This window comes from Shinella sp. CPCC 101442, from assembly GCF_024704725.1.
In the GTDB taxonomy this organism is placed as follows: Bacteria; Pseudomonadota; Alphaproteobacteria; order Rhizobiales; family Rhizobiaceae; genus Shinella.
Genome location: NZ_JALIQS010000001.1, coordinates 565,817 through 582,214, shown reverse-complemented (window position 1 = coordinate 582,214; position 16,398 = coordinate 565,817). Strand labels below are relative to the sequence as shown.

The following is a 16,398-nucleotide window of genomic DNA, read 5'->3' as shown; positions in this document are numbered from 1 at the left end:
CGATCCCGCCTTATTCCACCGGCTTCAGACGGAGCAGGTGCACGAGGCGCATGCGGTTGTTGTCATGGTTTTCCGGGTTCATGACGGGCTCCTTGTCCGTCACCCAGCCGGTGAAGCGCTTGGTGGAGAACTGATACCAGGTCGGACCGTTGAAGACCGGCACCATCGGCAGGTCGTCGGCGACGATCACCTGGATGTCGCTGAAGAGTTTCTTGTGCTCCTCGTCCGTCGTCACCTTGCGATAGGCATCGAACAGAGCATCGAGCTTCGGGTTGGAGTAGCGCGACGGCGCGGTGGTGATGCGGCCGGCAAAGGCCGTCGACATCGACTGGTAGTAGCCGCGGAACGGCGTCGAGCCGTCGGCGCGCGACTGGAACGCCACGTCGAAGCTGCCTTCGAGCAATTGCTTTTGCCATTGCTCGTATTCCGGCGTCGCGACCGAGGCGTTGAGGCCGGCGGCACGCAGGCCCTCGGCGGCAATCTGCGCGGTATCGATCCAGTCGGTCCAGCCGTTCGGGATGATGATGGTGAAGGAAAGCGGCTTGCCGCTCTTCGTCTTGCGCATGCCGTCGTCGCCCTTGGCGTAGCCGGCCTCGTCGAGCAGCTTGCCGGCCTTTTCGACGTCGAAGGTCATCCATTCGTCCTTGGCGCCTTCCGCGTCCGGATTGCGCCAGGCCTCGAAGCGCGGCGGCAGGCCGCTCGCATGCAGGTTCACCTTGGGATAGCCGAAGCTCGCGATATCGACCATGGCCGTGCGATCCATGGCAAGGCTGAAGGCGCGGCGGAAATTCAGGTCGTTGAAGGCTTCCTTCTTGGCCTCGTCGCTGCTCTTCAGGTTCATCTGGAAGGCGACGGTTTCGGCGGGCGGCTGCCAATACCCGTTGTGCTCGGGGTCGAGCGCCACGAAGGTCTTGTCGATCTGCGGCAGGAAGGAGCCGATCCAGTCGAGATTGCCTTCCGGCAGCAGCGCCAGCATCTGGTCGTTGCCGGCGATCTGCGGCAGTTTCAGGCAATCGACATGCAGCGAGGCGGCGTCCCAGTAGTTCGGGTTGCGGCACTGTTCGTAGACCTGCGGCGTGAAGCGGCGGATTTCGGTCATCGGGCCGGAACCGACCGGCTTGTCGTTCTTGAAGGCGACGGGATCGGCGACATCCTTCCAGATATGCTCCGGCACGACCGCGAGGTCGGAGATCGATTCCGGGAACTGGCTGTTGACGCCCTTCAGGTGGATGACCACCTCGGTCGGCGAGGGCGCCTCGACGGAGGCCACGGTCTCGCCGAGGCCGGCGGTATCGACGGCCGGGTTCTTCAGCATCAGGTCGATCGTGTATTTGACGTCCGCAGAAGTCAGCGGCTGGCCGTCGGACCATTTGACGTCGGGACGCATCGTGTAGGTGATCGACTGCATGTCGTCGGAAAACTTGAAGTCCGTGGCAAGGCGGAAGACCGGCTTGCCGCCGTCATCGGGATTGAAGATCACCAGCGGCTCATAGATGAAATCCATCGTGCTCTGGCGGCGCCCACCGAGGTCGAACGGGTTGAAATTCTGAACCCAGCTCGTCTGTTCCTCGATGTGCATGGTGAGCACCGCCTCGGCCTTCGCCGATGTCGCGAAGGCGCCGCTTGAAACAATCGAAGCCCCGAATGCTGCCGCCGACAGCAGCAGCGTACGCCGGGTCAATGACAGGTAATTCTTTGTATTGATTGGCATTTCATTCCCCTTTTAGCTCTTGTTTTTAAGAGTCAATCAATTTGATTTAATCAAAGTCTGATTTTTGTGCATCCGTCAATCGGGGTCGGGAAAAATTTGTTTGGGCATGTCGGGGCGCCGATTTTTCAGTGTGGCAGGCTGCCGATAGCGACAGACAAGTTGCTGGCAGAGGGAAGGCCGGAGCCGCGGCGGAAGCCGTGGGCGGTCACCGTCAATCGTTGCCGCCCCGCTTCATTTTTTCACGCGGCCCTTGACGAAAATTCGAAACCGTTATTTAGTTCGGTGACAGAACGAATTAAATGAGGCGGATGTGAGCGAGACCCTTCGGATATCCCGGAAATTCTCCCAGCGGGCGGTCATGGAAACGATCGTGCAGGGCGGTCCCATCTCGCGGGCATCGATCTCCAAGCTGACGGGCCTTTCCAAGCAGACGATCTCGGAAATCGTGCGCCAGCTCGAAATCGAGGGCTGGGTGCGCGAGACCGGCCGCACCAGCGGCCATATCGGCCGCACCGCCGTGACGTATGAGCTGGTGCCGGATGCCGCCTATATCGCTGCGGTCGATCTCGGTGGCACCAAGGTGCGTGTCGCCATCGCCGATCTCACCTGCCAGGTCTTCGCCGAGGATGTCGCGCCGACCGATCCGCGCGGCGGCCAGGCGGTCGTCGACCAGATCGTCGACATGTGTTTTCGCGCGGCCGATACGCAGGGTATTGCCCGCGAGCGTATCCGCCTTGCCGTCATCGGCGCGCCCGGTGCGCCCGATGACAGGACCGGCCGCATCTTGCTCGCGCCGAACATTCCCCATCTCGACACGATGAACGTCGCCGCCGCCTTCGAAGAGGGTTTCGGTTTCGACGTCATGCTGGAAAACGACGTCAACCTCGCTGTTCTCGGCGAGAACTGGCTCGGGCAGGGGCAGGGCATCGACAATCTTGCCTACATAGCGCTCGGCACGGGTATCGGCGGCGGCTTGATGGTCGGCGGCAATCTTGTGCGCGGGGCGAGCCATGCGGCGGGCGAACTCGGCTTTCTACCCTTCGGCGCCGATCCCTTCGAGCCGGAATCGCTGCATTACGGCGCCTTCGAACGCGTCGTCGCCTCCGCCGGCATCATCGACCGGTTTCGCGCGGCAAGCGGCAAGACCCTCTCGGTGCCGGCAATCTTCGATCTCGCCACGGAAGGCGATGTGGATGCGCTGAAGGTGCTCGACGACACCGCGCGCCTGCTTTCGCGCGGCATCGGTGCCATCGCTGTCATCGCCAACCCCCAGAAGGTCATTCTCGGCGGCTCCATCGGCCTGCGCCCGGAAATGCTGGAGCGGGTCAAGATTTTCCTGCCGCAGTGCTTCCCCTATCCGATCGATGTCGAGGCCAGCGCCTTGGGCGCACGTGCCGCCCTGGTCGGCGCTGCCGCCATCGGACTTGGCCACCTGCACAACACGCTGTTCGGCGCCGATACGCCCGACAGCCGCATTTCGCTGCCGCCGGCCAGCACGGTCGCCCTTCGGGAGGTCGCCCAATGACGGCGGCCCTCACCGAGCGTCTGCGCGCCGCTCTCGACAGTGACGATGCCATCGCACTGCTGCGCGGTGCTATAGGATGCAACAGCGTGACGGGCAATGAGGCGACCGTTGTCGCCTATCTCGAAGCGCAGATGCGCTCGCGCGGCGTCGAAGCCGTCGAGACCGCCGACTTTCTGCCCGGCCGCCCGAATGTCTGGGGTGAGCGCAAGGGTGCGTCCGGCGGTCGTCGGCTTCTCTTTATCGGCCATACGGACACCGTCCATGTCGAAGGCTGGCGCGAGCATTGGGCCGGCACCGAGCGCGAAGACCCTTTTGGCGCGCCGATCATTGACGGCGCGATCTGGGGGCGTGGGGCAGGGGACCTGAAGGCCGGCATCTGCACCGCGCTTGCAGCGCTCTCCCTGCTGGACAAAGTCGGCATCCGGCTTGCCGGCGACCTCGGCTTTGCCTTTGTCGGCGACGAGGAGAGCGGCGAGCCCGGCTCCGGCGTCTCGGCCGGTGTGAAGGACTATGTCGAGCGTATCGAAAGCGGCGCCGTCGCCCGTCCCGACTTCACCGTCTATGTCGAACCGACCCGTCTTGCCGTCTATCCGGCGCAGATCGGCTTCTTCATCGCCGACATCACCATCACGGGAAAATCCGCCTATTTCGGCGTGCCGGAACTGGGCAAGGACGCGCTGAAGGCAAGCCATGCTGTCATGTCCGCCCTCTGGCGCCATTCCGACGCGGTGTCCGCCCGCGCCGAACACGACCTGATCGGCCGTGGCTTTCTGCTCATCACCGGGCTGCAAGGCGGTGGCTTCATCGCGGTCCCGGAGACCTGCAAGCTTTCGCTCATCCGCAAGCTGCTGCCGGGTGAATCGCTCGATACCGCGGCGGCCGAGATGGAGGCCGTCATTCGCGGCGCCGTCGAAGACCCCGAGATCCGCGTCGAGATCGCCTATCCCGCCGGCCGCGACCATGCGCTCGGCGGTACGGCGGCGGAGATCGCGGCTGACAGTCCCGAAGTGGCGCTGCTGTCGGAAGCGGTTGCAGCCGCCATGCCAGGCCGGGGCATCGTCGAGGGTGCGCCCTTCTGGTCGGAATCGCCGTTCTTCGTCAACCGGCTCGGCGTGCCCACGGTCTATTGCGCGCCCGGCGACATCCGGAACTGCCACACATTCGAGGAGCATGTCGATATCGAGGAATATCTCGCCGGCATCGTCGCCTTCGCAAGTTTCATGGCCCGCTATTGCGGCGTGATCGACTGAGTGAACGAACAATCAAAAGAGGGAACGACATCATGTTCATGCGGAAATTTCTGAATGCCACCATGCTGGCGGGCCTGCTGCTTTCGACGGCGCCCGCGCTTGCCCAGACCGTTGGTCCGTCCGGCGAAGCGGCGACCCCGAGCGCGGAGGTCAACCTCTCGGATGCGGATATCGCGGCGCTGAAGGACAAGGGCTACAAGGCGGCGCTGCTCTGGCACACCTCTTCCGACTTCGTGAACGCCGTGACGGCGGGCGCCAAGGACGAGTTCGCCCGCGCGGGCGTCGAGGTCGTGGTGCAGACGGATGCCGGTTTCGATGCCGCCCGCCAGCGCTCGGATATCGAAACGGCGCTTGCCGCCAAGCCGAATGTCATTCTCGCGCTGCCGCTTGATCCGGTAACCTCGGCCGAAGCCTTCCGTCAGGCCGTCACCGACGGCAGCAAGCTCGTCTTCCTGTCCAACCTGCCGGCCGACTACAAACACGGCAAGGACTATGCGGCTATCGTCACCGACGATCTCTTCCAGATGGGCAAGCAGGCGGCCGATGCTCTGGCCAAGGCGATGGGCGGCAAGGGCAAGGTCGGCTGGATCTTCCACGACGCGACCTATTACGTGACCAACCAGCGCGACAACGCCTTCAAGTCGACCATCGAGAAGGATTATCCGGATATCAAGATCGTCGCCGAGCAGGGCATCACCGATCCGGCCCGCGCGGAAGAGCTCGCCAGCGCCATGCTGCTGAAGCATCCCGATCTCGACGGCATCTACGTTACCTGGGCGGAACCGGCGGACGGGGTGCTCGCCGCCCTTCGCGCGGCCGGCAACACCAGCACGAAGATCGTCACGCTCGATCTGGCCGAACCTGTCGGCCTCGACATGGTCAAGGGTGGCGCGGTCGTCGCGCTCGTGGCGGACAAGGCCTACGAGCTCGGCCGCACCATGGCCGCAACGGGCCTGAAGTCGCTGCTCGGCCAGGAAACGCCCGCCTTCATCGTCGCGCCTGCGCTCACCGTCACCAGGGAAAATGTGGCGGAAGGCTGGAAACTGTCGCTCAACCGCGACGCACCGCAGAGCATTCTCGACGTCGTGAAATAGTCATAAGCGGGCGCGCGTAACGCGCGCCCTCCCGTCACCGGTTCCAATGGAGGAAGAACCATGCCCAGACTTCTCGGACTGTCGGCACTCGCCGCCGCATGCCTTATTATGACCAGCGTTTTCGCCGCCGATGGCGCGACCGTCGGCCCGCATGGTGAAAAGCCGACCCCGGCGGCATCCATCACGCTGACGGACGCGGAGATCGCCCAGATCAAGGACGGCAAACATTCCGCCGCCCTCGTCTGGCACGAGATGAGCGAATATACCGCCGCCGTCGATCGCGGCGCAAAGGATGAATTTGCCGCGCTCGGCATCGAGGTCGTCGCGCAGACGGACGCCGGCTTCGACGCCGCCCGCCAGCAGGCCGATGTTGAGACGGTGCTTGCCAAGAAGCCCACCATCATTCTGTCGCTGCCGGTCGACCCGGCAACCGCCGCCGCCGTCTATGATTCTGCCCGCAAGGCCGATGTGAAACTCGCCTTCGTCGACAATTCGCCCGCCGGCTACGAACACGGCAAGGACTACGTGACGATCGTCTCCGACGACCTCTTCCAGATGGGCAGCAAGGCGGCGGATGCCATGGCCGCGGCGCTCGGCAAGAAGGGCAAGCTCGGCTACATCTTCCACGACGCCGATTTCTACGTGACCAACCAGCGCGACCAGGCCTTCAAGAAGACGATCGAGCAGGATTATCCCGATATGTCGATCGTCGCCGAGGCCGGCATGGCCGATCCGGCGCGCGCCGAGGAGATCGCCCAGGGCCTGCTGACCCAGAACCCGGATCTCGACGGTATCTACGTCACCTGGGCCGAGCCGGCGCTGAGCCTGCTTTCCAGCCTGAAGGCTGCCGGTAACACGAAGACGAAGATCGTCACGCTCGACCTCAACGAGCCGGCGGCGCTCGACATGGTCAAGGGCGGCAACTTCGCGGCGATCGTCGCGGATGAGGCTTACAATATCGGCCGCACCGCTGCGCGCGCCGCAGCCGCCTCGCTGATCGGCAAGGAGGCAGCGCCCTTTCTCGTCGTGAATTCGCTTGCCGTCACCAAGGACAGCGTGCTCGACGGCTGGGAAGCCTCCCTCAACAAGGATGCGCCCGAAAGCATCGTCGAAGCCCTGAAGTAAGCCCCGTGGCGGGAGCTTGGCTCCCGCCGAAAGACCCGGCTCCCGTGAGGATGATCGCCATGTCCCAACCCAAGCAGGCGGCCACGCCGCTGTCGACGCCGATGGAGAGACCGTCTCTTCTGAAGCGCATCAATCTCCAGCAATATGTCGTCTATCTCGGCTTCCTGGCGATCTTCCTGTTCTTTGCCATCGTGCTGCGCGACAGCGGCTTCCTGACGGTGCGCAACCTCTCCAATATCGTGCTGCAGACGGCGCCCGCGACGATCATGGCGATCGGCCTCGTCTTCGTGCTTTCGGCTGGCGAGATCGACCTGTCCATCGGCTCCATCGTCGCCGTCTCGGCGCTCGCCGCCGCTGTCACCATCAATGCCTATGGCATGGTGGCGGGTATCGCCGTCGGGCTCGGCGCGGGCCTTGCGATCGGTCTCGTCAACGGCGTGCTCGTCGCCTATGTGCGCCTGCCGTCCTTCCTGGTGACGCTGGCCACGATGGGGCTCTTTGCCGGCGTGGCGCGTTCGCTCACCGACCTGCGCTCCATCCCCGTCACCGACAGCACCTTCACCGGCTTCTTCGGCTCCGGCGCGCTGCTCGGCATTCCCTCGCTGGTCTGGTGGACGGTCATCGCCATCCTTATCGGCCACATCGTCTATCGCGAGACCCGTTTCGGCGCACATGTTCTGGCGACCGGCGACAACAACCGTGCGGCCAGCGTCTCCGGCATCAGCGTGCCGCGCATCCGCCTGGCCGTCATGATGCTCTCGGGTGGCCTCGCGGCCCTTGCAGGCCTGCTCTATGCCGGCCGCCTGCAGGCGGCGAAATACACGCTCGGCGAAACCGACCTGATGACGGTCATCGCCGCCGTCATTGTCGGCGGCACGCTGCTCAACGGCGGAAAGGGCTCTGTCGTCGGCGCGCTGGTCGGCTCGCTGATGATGGGCATGCTCAACAACGGCCTCATCCTGATGGGCCTGTCCGTTTCCGACCAGATGATCGTTCGCGGTCTCATCATCCTCGCCGCAGTCGCCGTGTCGCTGCGCGAAAAAGCCCGCTGAGGAGGATTTCATGTTTCTCGACGTTCTGCGCCGCCGCAACCCCGCCTTCATCGAAGCGGCCATGGCGCTGCACCAGCAAGGCCTGATCCCCGCCAATGCCTATGTGCTCGATCTCGATGCCGTCGAGGCCAATGCCCGCGTGATCAAGGCCGAGGCCGACAGACACGGCCTGAAAACCTTCGCCATGACCAAGCAGGTCGGTCGTGCGAGCTCCTTCTGCGCCGCCGTGCAGCGCGGCGGCATCGACCGCGCCGTCGCCGTCGACATGGCCTGCGCCCGCGCGACCCACAAGGCCGGCCTCAAGGTCGGCCATCTCGGCCATCTCCAGCAGGTCGCGCGTCACGAGGCGAAGGCTGCGGCCGAGCGCTTCCGGCCGGACTACTGGACCGTCTTCAACGATACGAAGGCGCAGGAAGCAGCCGCCGGAGCGAAAGCCGCCGGCTACGTGCAGAACCTGCTGGCCCGCATCCGCGCCGAGGGTGACACCTTCTACCGCGGCCACGAGGGCGGTTTTGACGCGGCGGATGTCGCGGCCGTTGCCGACCGTCTCGATTCGCTCGAGGGCGGTCGCTTCGCCGGCATCACCACCTTCCCGGTGCTGCTCTTCGACCATGCCAGCCGCAAGGTGCTGCCGACGCCCAACCTCGCGACGCTGACCAGGGCCGCCGAAGCGCTGGCGAAGGCCGGACGCCGCGACATCGAGGTGAATGCCCCCGGCACGACCTCGTCGGTCCTGCTGGCCGCACTCGCCGAAGCCGGCGCCACGCAGTGCGAACCGGGCAACGGCCTGCATGGAACGACGGCGTTGCATGTGATGGAAGACCTGCCGGAACTGCCCGCCGTGCTCTATCTCACCGAGGTCTCGCATCTCTCGGGCGGCAAGGCCTACTGTTTCGGCGGCGGCTTCTATATCGATCCGATTTTTTCGGATTACGATGTGAAGGCCATCGTCGGCCGCGAGCCGACCGTTGCGGCCAGCGCGCTGCGCAGCGTCGAGGTGCCGCCACCCTCGGCCATCGACTATTACGCGATGATCGATGCGCAAGGTCCCGCCGCGCCGCAGCCGGGGGATACCGCCGTCTTCGGTTTTCGCGGGCAGGCTTTCGTCACGCGCGCCTTCGTCGTCGGCGTCTCCGGTATCTCGAAGGGCGCGCCGAAAGCGGAGACCATCGAAAACAGTTTCGGCGAAACCGCCGCTTGGCCGGTCTAGGAGTTTACGATGCAGACTTCATCTTCCGAACCCGTCCTTGTCCTCAAGGACATCCGCAAGAGTTTTGGCGCCGTCACGGCCATCGAGAATTTTTCGCTAGATATCCGCCCCGGCGAGATCGTGGCGCTCGTCGGCGACAACGGCGCCGGCAAGTCGACATTGATCAAGATCATCTCCGGCGTCTACGCGCCGAGCTCGGGCTCGATCACCATCGAGGGCGAGACGGTATCGATGGCAAGCGCCAGCATGGCGCGCGCGCATGGCATCGAAGTGGTCTACCAGGACCTCGCGCTCGCCGACCAGCAGCCCGTCTACATGAACATGTTTCTCGGCCGCGAGCCGGTGAACCGCTTCGGCCTGCTCGACCGGCGCACCATGATCGCGGAGACGGAAAAACTGGTGAAAGAACTCGACGTGCGCATCCCCTCCGCGCACGCGACGATCCGCGACCTCTCCGGCGGCCAGCGGCAGGGCGTGGCGATTGCGCGTGCGACGCGCTGGGCAAGCAAATTGATCCTGCTCGACGAGCCGACGGCGGCCCTCGGCGTTGCCGAAACCGCCAAGGTGGAAGCCATCGTCCAGTCGCTGAAATCGCGCAATATCGGCGTCCTGATCATCAGCCACAGCCTGGACCAGGTGTTCAAGCTCTCCGACCGCATTTGCGTGCTGCGCCGCGGCAAGCAGATCGGCCTCCGCAACACGGCCGAGACGAACAAGAACGAGATCGTCTCGATGATCACCGGCCTCAACTGAGACCCTACTGACGCCTGCTGCCACTTTCTGGCGGCAGGTCTCTTCTATAGATTGACGCCATGTCCCGATCCGAGCGTCTTTTCGATCTTCTGCAAGTCTTGCGCCGCCATCGCCTGCCGGTCAGCGGCAAGGCGCTGGCGCAGGAGACGGGCGTCAGCCTGCGCACCCTCTACCGCGACATCGCCAGCCTTCAGGCGCAGGGCGCCGATATCGAGGGCGAACCGGGTGTCGGCTATGTGCTCAAGCCGGGCTTCCTCCTGCCGCCGCTGATGTTTTCCGCCGAGGAAATCGAGGCGCTGGTGCTCGGCACGCGCTGGGTCGCCGACCGGGCGGACAGCCATCTCAGCGGTGCCGCCCGCAATGCGCTGGCGAGAATTGCCGCCGTGTTGCCGACAGACCTGCGCAATGAACTCGATACTTCGCCGCTTCTCGTCGGGCCGGGTGCAAAACTGCCTGACGACAGCATCGACGTCGCGCTGCTGCGCAAAGCGATCCGCATGGAGCGCAAGCTCGCAATGACCTATCGCAACGGCGCGGGAGAAGCGTCGGCGCGCATCATCTGGCCGTTCGCGCTGTCCTTCTTCGATCACGCCCGTGTCGTCATCGGCTGGTGTGAGCTGCGTGAATGTTTCCGCCATTTCCGCACCGACCGTATCGAGACGGCGGAGATGCTGGACGAACGTTATCCAAGGCGGCGGCAGGCCATGCTTCGGGCGTGGCGGGAGGCCGAGGGAATTCCGATCCGTGGCGCATGATGCTGCCAGAAACTGACAGTGTCGGATGTTAGTTTTCTCCTATCCAACCAAGACAGGAGAACATCATGTCCAACAGCATTCTTCTTTATGTGACCGATGTAGCGGCAAGCACCCGCTATTACGAACGCATTCTCGGCCAGAAGCCGGTGGAGGCAAGTCCGACCTTCGCCATCTTCTTCCTGAAATCAGGCCTTGGTCTCGGCCTGTGGGGTCGGGGTGGCGTCGAACCGGCATCGTCGGTTCCGGGCGGGGGATCTGAAATCGGCTTCAAGGTCGACAGCGCCAGCGATGTCGATCGATGGCATGCCGCGTGGAGCGCCAACGGCGCCGCCATCCTGATGCCGCCATCGGAGCTGGACTTCGGCCGCAGCTTCGTCGCCACCGACCCCGACGGGCACCGCCTGCGCGTCTACGCTGTCACGGACGGGGCTTGATGGCAGTGTTTCGATAGTTGTTTTCTATCAAGCCATACGATCCGTCCCCTTGATACGCGGGGGCGGATGGCAAATACAGGAGGCATGAACACACCTTTTATCGGAAAGAAGTCCTCCGCGGCCGGCGGCTGGGGGGCGTTGAAGAGTTGTGGCAAGCAGCTTCTGCAAAGCGGCATGCCGATCTCCGGCGCGCGCACCCTCCTCAAGGCCAACCAACCCGATGGTTTCGATTGCCCCGGCTGCGCCTGGGGCGATCCGGAGCACGGCTCCTCCTTCGAATTCTGCGAGAACGGGGTGAAGGCGGTTGCCTGGGAAGCGACGGAAAAGCGGGCCTCGCCGGCCTTCTTCGCCGCGCATACCCTGTCTGAACTGCGCAAGCTGACGGATTATGAGCTGGAGCTGCACGGCCGGCTGACCCATCCGATGCGCTATGATGCGGCAAGCGACAAATACCTGCCCGTTGCCTGGGCGGATGCCTTTGCGGAAATCGGCACGATCCTCAAAAGTCTCGCCAATCCTGATCGGGCCGAGTTCTACACCTCCGGCCGCGCCAGCAATGAAGCGGCCTATCTCTACCAGTTGTTCGTTCGCCTCTACGGCACCAACAATTTTCCCGATTGCTCGAACATGTGCCACGAGGCGAGCGGCGTCGGGCTTCGCCAGTCGGTCGGCGTCGGCAAGGGCACGGTCCTGCTGGAGGATTTCGAGGAGGCGGATGCGATCTTCGTGATCGGGCAGAATCCCGGCACCAACCATCCGCGCATGCTGGGCGACCTGCGCCGGGCGGCCCTGCGCGGCGCGCGCATCGTCGTCTTCAATCCCATCCGCGAGCGCGGCCTCGAGCGGTTTTCCGATCCGCAGGACAAGATCGAGATGCTGCGCGGCGGTGCGACCGACATTGCCAGCCACTATTTCCAGCCGCAGCTCGGCGGCGACATGGCGGCCGTGCGCGGCATGGCCAAGGCATTGTTTGCCGTCGAGGATGCGGCCGTGGCGATGGGCCTTCCCTCCGTGCTCGACCATGCTTTCCTGGCCGAACATTGCGCCGGTTTCGCCGACTATCGCGCCGCCGTCGATGCGACGGACTGGGCTGTCATCGAGGACCAGTCCGGCCTGACGCGCGCCGAGATCGAGCGGGCGGCGGATGTCTATATGACCGCCGACCGCGTCATCTGCACCTGGGCGATGGGTGTGACGCAACATCTGCATTCCGTCGCGACGATCCGCGAAATCACCAATTTCATGCTGCTGCGCGGCAATATCGGCCGCCCGGGCGCCGGCCTTTGCCCGGTGCGTGGCCATTCCAACGTGCAGGGCGACCGGACCGTCGGCATCAACGAGAAGCCTCCGGCTGCCTTCCTCGATGCGCTCGAGAAGGAGTTCGGTGTCGCGATGCCACGCAAGGACGGGCACAATGTGCTTGCCGCGATCGGCGCGATGCTGGATGGCACCGCCGATGCCTTTATCGGCCTTGGCGGCAACTTCGCCCGTGCGACGCCGGATAGCGCGCTGGTCGAACAGGCGCTGCGCCGCCTGAAGCTGACGGTGAACATCGCGACCAAGCCTAACCATTCCCACCTCATGCCGGGCGAGGTCTCCTTCATCCTGCCATGCCTTGGCCGCACGGAGATGGACCTCAATTCGACGGGCCATTCGCAGCTGATCAGCGTCGAGGATTCGATGAGCATGGTGCACGGCTCGGCCGGCATCAACCGCCCGGCCTCGCCGCATCTCCTCTCGGAAGTGGCGATCATTGCCGGCATCGCTGCGGCGACGGTCGGCAATGGTACCGTCGACTGGCACGAACTTGCCGACGATTACGATCGCATCCGCGACCATATCGAGGCCACCATCCCGGGGTTTGAAGACTTCAACAAGCGCCTGCGCAAGCCGCGCGGGTTTCACCTGCGCAACACGGCGGCCAACCTCGAATGGGATACGCCTTCGGGCAAGGCAACATTCTTCTCCGGCCCGCTGCCGGAAGAGACGGTGCATCAAAGGGCAAAACGGGGCGGCGGACGCTTCGCGCTCCAGACCTTCCGCTCGCACGACCAGTACAACACGACGGTCTATGGTCTCGACGACCGCTATCGCGGTGTCTATGGCGAGCGGCAGGTCATCTTCATCCATCCGGAGGACCTGAAGGCCATCGGCTCTGCGGCAGGCGAGCGTGTGGACGTCCTCGGTGATCATGACGACGGGATCGAGCGCATCGCGCCGGATTTCCGCTTCGTGCCCTATGATATCCCGCGCGGCAGCATCGCCGGCTATTATCCGGAACTGAACGTGCTGGTGCCGCTCGCCAGCGCCGGCGAAGAAAGCGATACGCCAACGTCCAAGTCGATCATGGTGACGTTCCGCAGGCGCGAGGCCGCGTGAGCGATGATGCGCCCGAGGCCGGGCGCTTCATGGCGCTCGTGGAAAGGCTAGAGCGGGAAGACCCGCTTCTGACGCCGATCCAGGCAGGACTTCTGGTCGCCGCCGGTCTCGGCCTTGCCAGCGACAGCCGCACCTTCGCCCGTCTGCTCGGCCTTGCCCATGCATTGGTCCTGCGCGAACTCACCGCGCTGACGGACCGGGATCTCCTGCGCGTGACAAAGCGGGACGGGCGGACGATGCGTACACATTTCGCGCCGGGCGACGCGGCGGCGCGGTACGCAAGCCTTTTCCAGACAGACCCGGTCACCTGATCCACCTTCGCGGCCGGGCGTGGCAAATGCTGCAAAAACTATTTGACTAAGTATTCAGTTTGTTTTCTTTTGTGCGCAGCGCATCCCTTGGGAGGGTGGATGCGCAACCGCGGCGGAGGGAGGAGCCCCGCGCGGAAAGCCATGACGTTGACGGTTGCCCTGTGCCGGTGCGGTTCTGCCGCCCGATCGATGTCGGCTGCCGGGACGGCGGGCCTCCCGAAACGTTCAACAGATCCGAGGGAGTGTTTCATGCGCCTGCTTGTGACTGCCGCCACATCGATCCTCACGCTTCTGCCGCTGTCGCCGGCAGAAGCGGCCGGGGTCCTGAACATCTACAATTGGGGGGAATATACCAATCCCGAACTCGTTGCGAAGTTCGAGAAGGCCTATGATGTCAAGGTGACGATCACCGACTTCGATTCCAACGACACGGCGATCGCCAAGGCCCGGCAGGGTGGAAGCGACTTCGACATCGTCGTGCCGTCCTCGACCTTCGTGAAGATCTGGATCGACGAGGGGCTGCTTCTGGAATCGCGCCCCGACCAGATGGAGAACTTCAAGAATATCGACCCGCGCTGGGTGAACGTGGATTTCGATCCCGGCCGGCGCTACACCGTACCGTGGCAATGGGGCACGACCGGCGTGATGGTCGATAAATCAGTCTATTCCGGCGATCCCAACACGTCCTCGATCTTCCTCGATCCGCCGCCGGAGCTGGTGGGCAAGATCAATGTGATCCCGGAAATGGGCGATATCCTCTCGCTCGCCATCTACCATGAAGGCGGCGGCGCCTGCACGGCCGACAAGGACATCCTGCGCAAGGTGCGCGACCGGCTTTCGGCAGCGCGCGACAAGTGGATCGCGCTCGACTATCCCAGCATCGAGAAATACACGTCCGGCGACTATGCGGCGGGCGTCAGCTGGGGCGGGGCGGCGATGCGCGTGCGGCTGAAGAGCGACCGTTTCGTCTACGGCTATCCGAAGGAGGGCTATCCGATCTGGATGGATAATGTCGCCGTGCTGAAGGCGGCGCCGAATGTCGAGAATGCAAAACTCTTCCAGAACTTCATCATGGACCCGGAGAATGCCGCGCTGATCTCCGCCTATGCGCGTTATGCCAACGGCATCAAGGGGTCTGAAAAGTTCATGCCGGAGGACATGCGCAACGCACCGGAAATCGATGTGCCGGAGGAATTCCTCGCCAAGGGTGTTTTCTCGCCGGCCTGCCCGAAGGAGGTCAACGACCTCTATACGAAGATCTGGACCGAGGTGCTGAAGTGATGCGCCCGGCCGACAAAACCCACTCCCCGGAGCAATCCATGACCGATCTCGACCTGTGTTACCTTTCCGCCCATGAGGCTATCGCCCTCTTCAAGAGCGGCAAGCTCTCCCCCGTCGAATTGATGGCGGCGACGATCCGTCGGGCCGAGGCGCTGAAGGGCTCGGTCAATGCGCTCACCTACACGCATTTCGACGAAGCGATGGACCTCGCCCGCAAGGCGGAGGCGAAATATGCCAAGGGTGCGCGTACCGGCGTTCTGGAAGGCCTGCCGGTCGGTATCAAGGACGAAAGCGAGATCAAGGGTAAACCGACCTCGATCGGTTCGCTGATCCACAAGGATCATGTCGCCGATCGCACCTCGACGATGAATGCCCGCGTCATGGCGGCGGGCGGCATCGTGCATGCCCGCACCGCGACACCGGAATTCTGCTGCGCCGGCACCACCTGGTCGCGGCTGTGGGGCGTCACGCGCAATCCGTGGAACCCGGACTTCACCTGCGGCGGCTCGTCCGGCGGGGCCGGCGCATCGCTCGCCTCGGGCACCTCGACGCTCGCGACGGGTTCGGATATCGGCGGCTCCATCCGCATTCCGGCCTCGGCCTGCGGCGTGGTCGGCTACAAGCCGCCCTATGGCCGCAACCCAGACGATACGCCCTTCAACCTCGATTTCTTCTGCCATACCGGCCCGATGGCCCGCACGGTCAAGGATGCGATCCTGCTGCAGAACGTCATGTGCGGCCCGAGCCCCGATGACATCGTCTCGCTCCGGCCGAAGTTGCGCCTGCCCACGGACTACAAGCCGATCAAAGGCTGGAAGATCGCCTTTTCCATGGATCTCGGCGTCTTCGAGGTCGATCCGGAGGTGCAGAAGAACACGCTTGCCGCCCTCGATGTCTTCCGTTCGCTCGGCGCGACGGTGGAGGAGGTCGATCTCGGTTGGCCGAAGCATATCCTCGATGCCGGCATGGGCTATCTCGAACATCTCTTCGGCGGCTATCTCTCGACGCTGCTCGACGAGCACGGCGACGAGATGACCACCTATGCCCGTCAGTTCGCCGAGAACGGTCGCGGTTCGAAATCCACGGATTTCGTCGCAAGCCTGGAGGTCGTCGGCGAGATGTACAAGACGCTCGGTCCGATCCTCGAACGTTACGACGTGCTCGTCTGCCCGACCAACGCGCTGCCCGCCGTTCCCGCCGATTTCGATCATTCCACCGGAACCGTCGAGATCAACGGCAAGGTGGTCAATCCGTCGCTCGGCTGGGTCATGACGACGCCGTTCAACATGATGAGCCGTTGCCCCGTCCTTTCTGTTCCGACGGGCCATGCCGCCAACGGCGTGCCGACCGGCCTGCAGATCGTCGGCCGCACCTATCGCGATGCGGACGTCTTCCGGGCCGGCCTCGCCTTCGAGGAGGCCGTCGGCGGCTGGTACGGGAAAGCGGCGAACCGCCCAAGCCTCTGAAGGAGGCGTTGACCGGTGCGATCCACCGTCCGATAAGGGCGGTGGATCGCTT

General features: G+C 64.1%; 14 protein-coding genes. 13 read left to right on the top strand and 1 reads right to left on the bottom strand.

The annotated features are described in order from the left end of the window. Positions 1 to 10: 10 nt before the first annotated feature. On the bottom strand, positions 11 to 1,711 hold the full coding sequence (locus MUO32_RS02690; protein ID WP_374708580.1) for an ABC transporter substrate-binding protein: 1,701 nt from the start codon (positions 1,709 to 1,711) through the stop codon (positions 11 to 13). Positions 1,712 to 2,021: 310 nt separating this feature from the next. On the opposite strand from MUO32_RS02690, the gene MUO32_RS02685 reads away from it, so the two are divergent. The 13 genes from MUO32_RS02685 to MUO32_RS02625 all read left to right on the top strand — a co-directional run bounded on the left by MUO32_RS02685 (position 2,022) and on the right by MUO32_RS02625 (position 16,346). Next, positions 2,022 to 3,236: an ROK family transcriptional regulator gene (locus MUO32_RS02685; protein WP_257946683.1), complete on the top strand. Its 1,215-nt coding sequence runs from the start codon at positions 2,022 to 2,024 to the stop codon at positions 3,234 to 3,236. Further along, positions 3,233 to 4,486 carry a M20 family metallopeptidase gene (locus MUO32_RS02680; RefSeq protein WP_257946682.1) on the top strand — a complete coding sequence of 418 codons (1,254 nt, stop codon included), beginning with the start codon at positions 3,233 to 3,235 and terminating at the stop codon, positions 4,484 to 4,486. The genes MUO32_RS02685 and MUO32_RS02680 overlap by 4 nt, the downstream gene beginning before the upstream one ends. A gap of 38 nt (positions 4,487 to 4,524) precedes the next feature. Further along, positions 4,525 to 5,580 carry a substrate-binding domain-containing protein gene (locus tag MUO32_RS02675; RefSeq protein ID WP_374708579.1) on the top strand — a complete coding sequence of 352 codons (1,056 nt, stop codon included), beginning with the start codon at positions 4,525 to 4,527 and terminating at the stop codon, positions 5,578 to 5,580. 60 nt (positions 5,581 to 5,640) lie between these two features. Further along, positions 5,641 to 6,705 carry a substrate-binding domain-containing protein gene (locus MUO32_RS02670; RefSeq protein WP_257946680.1) on the top strand — a complete coding sequence of 355 codons (1,065 nt, stop codon included), beginning with the start codon at positions 5,641 to 5,643 and terminating at the stop codon, positions 6,703 to 6,705. A gap of 59 nt (positions 6,706 to 6,764) precedes the next feature. Then, complete coding sequence (locus tag MUO32_RS02665; protein ID WP_257946679.1) at positions 6,765 to 7,757, top strand: ABC transporter permease; 993 nt, start codon at positions 6,765 to 6,767, stop codon at positions 7,755 to 7,757. Between the two features lie 10 nt (positions 7,758 to 7,767). Continuing rightward, positions 7,768 to 8,967 (top strand): alanine racemase, encoded by a 1,200-nt coding sequence (locus tag MUO32_RS02660; RefSeq protein WP_257946678.1) that lies wholly within the window; start codon positions 7,768 to 7,770, stop codon positions 8,965 to 8,967. 9 nt (positions 8,968 to 8,976) lie between these two features. Continuing rightward, the gene (locus MUO32_RS02655; RefSeq protein ID WP_257946677.1) at positions 8,977 to 9,720 is read left to right on the top strand and encodes an ATP-binding cassette domain-containing protein; all 744 of its coding nucleotides are present in this window, start codon (positions 8,977 to 8,979) and stop codon (positions 9,718 to 9,720) included. A 59-nt stretch (positions 9,721 to 9,779) separates the two neighbouring features. Continuing rightward, on the top strand, positions 9,780 to 10,475 hold the full coding sequence (locus MUO32_RS02650) for a YafY family protein (RefSeq protein ID WP_257946676.1): 696 nt from the start codon (positions 9,780 to 9,782) through the stop codon (positions 10,473 to 10,475). Between the two features lie 65 nt (positions 10,476 to 10,540). Beyond that, positions 10,541 to 10,909, top strand: coding sequence for a VOC family protein (locus MUO32_RS02645; protein ID WP_257946675.1), 369 nt, complete (start codon positions 10,541 to 10,543; stop codon positions 10,907 to 10,909). Positions 10,910 to 10,993: 84 nt separating this feature from the next. After that, on the top strand, positions 10,994 to 13,288 hold the full coding sequence (locus MUO32_RS02640; protein ID WP_257946674.1) for an FdhF/YdeP family oxidoreductase: 2,295 nt from the start codon (positions 10,994 to 10,996) through the stop codon (positions 13,286 to 13,288). Next, positions 13,285 to 13,599: a hypothetical protein gene (locus MUO32_RS02635; RefSeq protein WP_257946673.1), complete on the top strand. Its 315-nt coding sequence runs from the start codon at positions 13,285 to 13,287 to the stop codon at positions 13,597 to 13,599. Before MUO32_RS02640 ends, MUO32_RS02635 begins: the two co-directional genes overlap by 4 nt. A 249-nt stretch (positions 13,600 to 13,848) precedes the next feature. Continuing rightward, positions 13,849 to 14,880: an extracellular solute-binding protein gene (locus MUO32_RS02630; RefSeq protein ID WP_257946672.1), complete on the top strand. Its 1,032-nt coding sequence runs from the start codon at positions 13,849 to 13,851 to the stop codon at positions 14,878 to 14,880. A gap of 38 nt (positions 14,881 to 14,918) precedes the next feature. Continuing rightward, the gene (locus MUO32_RS02625; RefSeq protein WP_257946671.1) at positions 14,919 to 16,346 is read left to right on the top strand and encodes an amidase; all 1,428 of its coding nucleotides are present in this window, start codon (positions 14,919 to 14,921) and stop codon (positions 16,344 to 16,346) included. Positions 16,347 to 16,398 lie beyond the last annotated feature (52 nt).

Coding starts and splice junctions, on each gene's coding strand:
- MUO32_RS02675 (WP_374708579.1), top strand. CDS start 4,525: ATGCGGAAATTTCTGAATGCCACCATGCTGGCGGGCCTGCTGCTTTCG.
- MUO32_RS02640 (WP_257946674.1), top strand. CDS start 10,994: ATGAACACACCTTTTATCGGAAAGAAGTCCTCCGCGGCCGGCGGCTGG.
- MUO32_RS02625 (WP_257946671.1), top strand. CDS start 14,919: ATGACCGATCTCGACCTGTGTTACCTTTCCGCCCATGAGGCTATCGCC.
- MUO32_RS02630 (WP_257946672.1), top strand. CDS start 13,849: ATGCGCCTGCTTGTGACTGCCGCCACATCGATCCTCACGCTTCTGCCG.
- MUO32_RS02650 (WP_257946676.1), top strand. CDS start 9,780: ATGTCCCGATCCGAGCGTCTTTTCGATCTTCTGCAAGTCTTGCGCCGC.
- MUO32_RS02670 (WP_257946680.1), top strand. CDS start 5,641: ATGCCCAGACTTCTCGGACTGTCGGCACTCGCCGCCGCATGCCTTATT.
- MUO32_RS02655 (WP_257946677.1), top strand. CDS start 8,977: ATGCAGACTTCATCTTCCGAACCCGTCCTTGTCCTCAAGGACATCCGC.
- MUO32_RS02665 (WP_257946679.1), top strand. CDS start 6,765: ATGTCCCAACCCAAGCAGGCGGCCACGCCGCTGTCGACGCCGATGGAG.
- MUO32_RS02690 (WP_374708580.1), bottom strand. CDS start 1,711: ATGCCAATCAATACAAAGAATTACCTGTCATTGACCCGGCGTACGCTG.
- MUO32_RS02680 (WP_257946682.1), top strand. CDS start 3,233: ATGACGGCGGCCCTCACCGAGCGTCTGCGCGCCGCTCTCGACAGTGAC.
- MUO32_RS02660 (WP_257946678.1), top strand. CDS start 7,768: ATGTTTCTCGACGTTCTGCGCCGCCGCAACCCCGCCTTCATCGAAGCG.
- MUO32_RS02645 (WP_257946675.1), top strand. CDS start 10,541: ATGTCCAACAGCATTCTTCTTTATGTGACCGATGTAGCGGCAAGCACC.